Here is a 4903-nt window from a genome sequence, read left to right as displayed (position 1 = left end):
GGGTGGTGTGGGGGAACCACCCCTGCGCGGGGGGCTCAGCCCCCGATGTTCACATCGATGCAGGCGTAGAAGGCGTTCGCCGTGTCGGCGATGTTCCACACCGCGAGCACCTTCTGCTTGCCGCTGAGGCCTCCGAAGTCGACCTTGTGCGTGACGGTCTCGCCCGGCTGGGCGCCCCCGTCATCGACTTCGGCGATCTTGTTGCCACCGACGAAGTACTGCCAGGTGCTGGTGCTGTGACGAGCCGTCAGCTTCCAGCTGAACTCCTGCGACGAGCCGACATCGGTGACCTTCCAGCCCTTGCCGTCGTCGTCCAGTTCGTCGAACCGGGCGTTGCCGCCGCTGCACGTCGTCTGCCCCTTGGGGCCTTCGACGCTCTGCGGTTCATTGGTGATCTCGCCGCAGGACACGGTGCCTGCCGCGCACTGTGCCTGGCGGCTCGGGGGCGATGAGACGTAGCCGTGCGCACTGGCCGGGGTGACGGAGGCCAGGACGAGCACGGGCGCGAATCCCGCGCCCACGAAGGCTGCCAGCTTCTGCTTCTTGTTCATCTCTGTTCCCTCTGGGTGGGGGGAGGAGGGGTGAGAGACGACCGGGCGCCTCGGTCGGCTCATTGGCCTAGACCATACGCTTTGTCGGAGCTCAGTCAACCCTTCAAGTAGTGCGCGTGGTACGGAAGTTGCGGTTGGGGCGCTCTCCGAGGTGTGGAGGGTGGGGGAGGAGCGGCTGGGGCTAGGCGGCAAAACCCAGGGTCAGAGCCCCGATCACCGGTGCCGCGTACAGCAGCGGGAACGGGATGTGCGCGTACCAACGGGCCCGGATCACGGTGACGACGGCGCCGGCGAAGTACAGCGCCAGGCAGATCCCGGCCGCGACGCCGATGGCGGGCACGAGCAGGCCGACCAGCAGGCCCGCCGCCCCCGCGGCCTTGGCCGCGCCGAGCAGGGGCAGCCACGAGAGGGGGACGCCGTAGTCGGCCATGGGCTCCACGACCCACTTGGCGCGCAGGAAGACGGACGCGGCCGAGAAGCCCACCATGACGGCGGCCAGGACGGTGACGACAACGTAGGCGGTGGACATCAGAAATGCTCCCATCGGGCGGGTGCCTGGGCGGACTTGTTCCGGCCGGGCTTCTTGAGTGCGTCACTGCTCTGACGGTCCGCGACGCGGGAATGTGACCGGCGGACGCCGTTCTCCGTGTGACCTGGGACACACGTGGGGTGCCGCCCGGTGCCGCCCGAGTCGCATCTGGCTCAGATCCGGGGCGCGCATATTCGAGACGATCGAGTGACGAGACGCTGGGACATGTAGAAGAGACAGAAGGCTATTCTGCGACTCATTCGATCTCCCTAGGGTTGAGGACATCAGGCAGAGCACGACATGAGACCCAGCGTGAGACCCAGGGAGAGTCACCATGCGCGCAGTGATCCAGAAGTCCTTCGGCGGGCCCGAGGTCCTCGAGGTCGTGGAGGCCCAGCGGCCCGAACCGCAGGCCGGTGAGGTCCTCGTCAAGGTCCACGCCAGTGCCGTCAACCCGGCGGACGTGGCCGTCAGGTCCGGTGCCTTTCCGCTGCTCGGCGAGCCGCCGTTCGGCGTGGGCTGGGACATCTCCGGAGTGGTCGAAGAGGCGGGCGCCGGGGCCGGGTTCGCGGTGGGCGACGAGGTGTACGGGATGCCGCACTTCCCCCGCGCCGCCACCGCGTACGCCGACTACGTCGTCGCGCCGTCCGATCAGCTGGCCCGCAAGCCCGCCTCGCTCGACCACGTGCACGCCGCCGCCGTCCCCCTCGCGGCTCTCACCGCCTGGCAGGGCCTGGTGGGAGCGGCGGACATCAAGGAGGGCGACCGGGTGCTGATCCAGCGGGCGGCCGGCGGCGTCGGCCACTTCGCCGTGCAGATCGCGAAGGCACGCGGCGCCCAAGTGATCGCCATCGCCAGCGCGGGCCGCCACGACTTCGTACGGGGCCTCGGCGCCGACGAGATCATCGACTACCGGACCACCGACTTCACCGAGGTCGTCAAGGACGTCGACGTACTCCTCGACTCGAACGCCCAGGGCGACCGCTCGCTCGGCGTGGTGCGCCCCGGCGGCGTACTCATCAGCATCCTGGAACACCACGACCAGGAGCTCGCCGCGCGCGTCGAGGCTGCCGGGCGGCGCTTCGCCGGAGTGATGGTCGAACCGGACTCCGCCGGGCTCGAAGCACTCGCCGAGCTGATCGACACGGGCCGGATCCGTCCCTACGTCGAGGAGACGTTCCCGCTGGCGGAGGCGGGCAAGGCACACGAACTGGTCGCCGCGGGACACGTACAGGGCAAGATTGTCCTGACGGTCGACGGCTGACCGGACCGACCGCGACATCGGCAGACGACGAGCGACGAGCGACGAGCGACGAGCGGCACGCGGCATCAGGAAGGGCGAGGCCGGATGGACATCCTCACCGAGGCGCTGGCCTCGATGCGCACCGGGCACCCGGCGTCCGTACGGACCAACGGCCGCGCCCCCTGGGGCCTGCGTCTTCCGCCCGTCGCGGGCGCCGGATTCCACGTGGTGCTCTACGGCACCTGCTGGCTGGTCCCGCTGCCCGACGCGCCGCCGCACGTCGAGCCGATTCCGCTGAACCCCGGCGACGTGATCTTCCTGCGCGGCGGCCGCGGCCACATCCTCGCCGACCACCCTTCCACCCCGGCCGAGGAGTGCAAGAGCGAGCAGTTCCGCGGGAGTTCACCGATCGGCTCGATCACACTCGGCGGCGAGGGCGCCGAAACGAGCCTGCTGTGCGGCAGCTACCACCTGGACCAGGGCCGCCCGCACCCGCTGGTGCACCAGCTGCCCGAGGTGATCCACCTGCCGACGCGGCACGGACGCCATCCGGAGCTGAGCTCCGCCGTCCAGCTCCTCGGCTCCGAGCTGGAGAACCCGCGCATCGGCTCGGACGGCATCGTGCCCACCCTGATCGACTCGCTGCTCCTCTACATCCTGCGGGCCTGGCTGGACGATCAGCCCCCGGCCGCGGCACAGGGCTGGGCCGCGGCCCTGGGGGACGCGGCCGTCGCACCCGCACTGCGGGCCATGCACGACGATCCGGCGGCCTCGTGGACGGTCGAGTCCCTGGCGGTGCGGGCCGGTCTCTCCCGCGCCGCGTTCGCCCGTCGGTTCGCCGCCCTGGTCGGCGAACCACCGATGGCCTATCTGACCCGCTGGCGCATGACGACCGCGGCACGTCTGCTGCGCGAGTCCGACGCCCCGCTGACGACGGTCGCCGCCCGCACCGGATACGGCTCGGAGTTCGCCTTCGCCAAGGCCTTCAAGCGGGAGTACGGCCTGGCGCCGGGTGGGTACCGGCGCCAGAGCAGGGCGGCCTAGCCGGGTTCGACTCCGCGCGGCATCAGCCGAACTGACCGGGCTGGTAGTCGCCGGCGGGCTGCTGGACGAGGAGGTTGAAGCGGTTGGCCGCGTTGATGAGGGCGATGAGCGACACCAGGGCGGCGAGCTGGTCGTCGTCGTAATGCTTGGCGGCGTTCCTCCAGACCTCGTCCGGGACCCCACCTGCCGCGTCCGCGATACGCGTGCCCTGTTCGGTCAGCTCCAGGGCGGCACGCTCGGCGTCGGTGAACACCTTGGCCTCACGCCAGGCGGCGACCAGGTTCAGGCGGACCGGGGTCTCCCCCTCGTGCGCGGCGTCCTTGGTGTGCATGTCGGTGCAGAAACCGCAGCCGTTGATCTGGCTCGCGCGCAGCATCACCAGGTGCTGGGTCGCGGACGGCACCGTCGAATCCGAGATGATCGCCTTGCTCGCCGACGCGAGGTGCTTCAGGGCCTTGGCCGTGACCGGGCTGCCGAAGAGGTTCAAGCGGGCTTCCATCGTGTGTGCTCCTTGCGGTCGTTGGCGGTTACACCTCCTACACGTGGCGGCCGTGCGCGATTCGACAGGGGAGTTTGTGACGTGAGCCACTTTGCGTCGCCGCTCCGTAGTGCGGGGCCGCTCACAAGGCCACGGCGACCGCCGCGGTCACCCCGACCACGACGATGAGCCCGCGCAGCACGGTGGGTGAGAGGCGGCGGCCCACCCGTGCGCCGATCAGACCGCCCAGGGTGGAGCCGACGGCGATCACTCCAGTGACCTTCCAGTCGACGGTCGTCACCGCGATGAAGATGACCGCGGCGACACCGTTCACGAGGGACGCGAGGACGTTCTTGACGGCGTTCAGGCGCTGCAGGTCATCCCGGAGGAACGATCCGAACAGGCCCATGAGCAGCACCCCTTGGGCCGCACCGAAGTAGCCGCCGTAGACACCGGTGACCATGACGCCGCTCCACAGGGGGATGCCGCCGTCCTCCCGGCCCCGGCTGTCGCGCCGCGCCAGCCACTTCTGGAGGCGGGGCTGCAGCAGCACCAGCACACAGGCGAGCAGGATCAGCACCGGCACCGCGGCGCGGAACGTGTCGGCGGACAGCTTCAGGAGCAGCACCGCTCCCACGACGCCGCCCAGGAGCGACGCGAGACCGAGCTTGACGAGGCGGGGGAGCTGGCCCTTGAGCTCGGCGCGATATCCGTACGCCGCGCTGATGACGCCGGGGACCAGCCCGATGGTGTTGGAGACGTTGGCCAGCACCGGCGGGTATCCGAAGGCGAGCAGCGTGGGGAAGGTGATCAGGGTGCCGGAGCCGACCACCGCGTTGATTCCGCCGGCCGCCACGGCCGAGGCCGCGATGGCCACTGCCTCGAGTGCGTGCATGAACAGCCCTTCTCGGGACGGTCGGCGTACCGGAGCGCGGGCAGCCCGGGACGGAAAGTCTGGTGCGTAAGTCTGGCGCGCAGCCGATCTGGAGAGCAGCCGATCCGGCGCGGGGCCGACGGGTCGGCACCCGGCCCGGCGTACGCGTCCTCCGGAGGCCGCG

General features: G+C 70.3%; 6 protein-coding genes. 2 read left to right on the top strand and 4 right to left on the bottom strand.

Annotated elements, in window-relative coordinates:
- Positions 1-35 precede the first annotated feature (35 nt).
- Positions 36-551, bottom strand: a complete 516-nt coding sequence (locus tag ACFUPX_RS43935) for a lytic polysaccharide monooxygenase auxiliary activity family 9 protein (protein WP_383335347.1) — start codon at positions 549-551, stop codon at positions 36-38.
- 181 nt (positions 552-732) lie between these two features.
- Positions 733-1080 carry a DoxX family protein gene (locus ACFUPX_RS43930; RefSeq protein ID WP_383335345.1) on the bottom strand — a complete coding sequence of 116 codons (348 nt, stop codon included), beginning with the start codon at positions 1078-1080 and terminating at the stop codon, positions 733-735.
- A gap of 334 nt (positions 1081-1414) precedes the next feature.
- Between ACFUPX_RS43930 and ACFUPX_RS43925 the strand changes: the two genes are divergently transcribed.
- Both ACFUPX_RS43925 and ACFUPX_RS43920 read left to right on the top strand, forming a co-directional pair.
- On the top strand, positions 1415-2344 hold the full coding sequence (locus ACFUPX_RS43925) for an NADP-dependent oxidoreductase (RefSeq protein ID WP_383335343.1): 930 nt from the start codon (positions 1415-1417) through the stop codon (positions 2342-2344).
- A gap of 84 nt (positions 2345-2428) precedes the next feature.
- Positions 2429-3367, top strand: coding sequence for an AraC family transcriptional regulator (locus tag ACFUPX_RS43920; protein WP_383335341.1), 939 nt, complete (start codon positions 2429-2431; stop codon positions 3365-3367).
- Between the two features lie 22 nt (positions 3368-3389).
- Here the strand turns inward: ACFUPX_RS43920 and ACFUPX_RS43915 are convergent, their stop codons facing one another.
- Both ACFUPX_RS43915 and ACFUPX_RS43910 read right to left on the bottom strand, forming a co-directional pair.
- Positions 3390-3866, bottom strand: coding sequence for a carboxymuconolactone decarboxylase family protein (locus ACFUPX_RS43915; protein ID WP_383335339.1), 477 nt, complete (start codon positions 3864-3866; stop codon positions 3390-3392).
- Positions 3867-3987: 121 nt separating this feature from the next.
- On the bottom strand, positions 3988-4740 hold the full coding sequence (locus ACFUPX_RS43910) for a sulfite exporter TauE/SafE family protein (protein WP_383335337.1): 753 nt from the start codon (positions 4738-4740) through the stop codon (positions 3988-3990).
- Between the last annotated feature and the right edge of the window lie 163 nt (positions 4741-4903).

This window comes from Streptomyces sp. NPDC057302 (assembly GCF_042667685.1).
In the GTDB taxonomy this organism is placed as follows: domain Bacteria; phylum Actinomycetota; class Actinomycetes; order Streptomycetales; family Streptomycetaceae; genus Streptomyces.
This window is presented reverse-complemented; position numbering and strand designations above follow the sequence as displayed.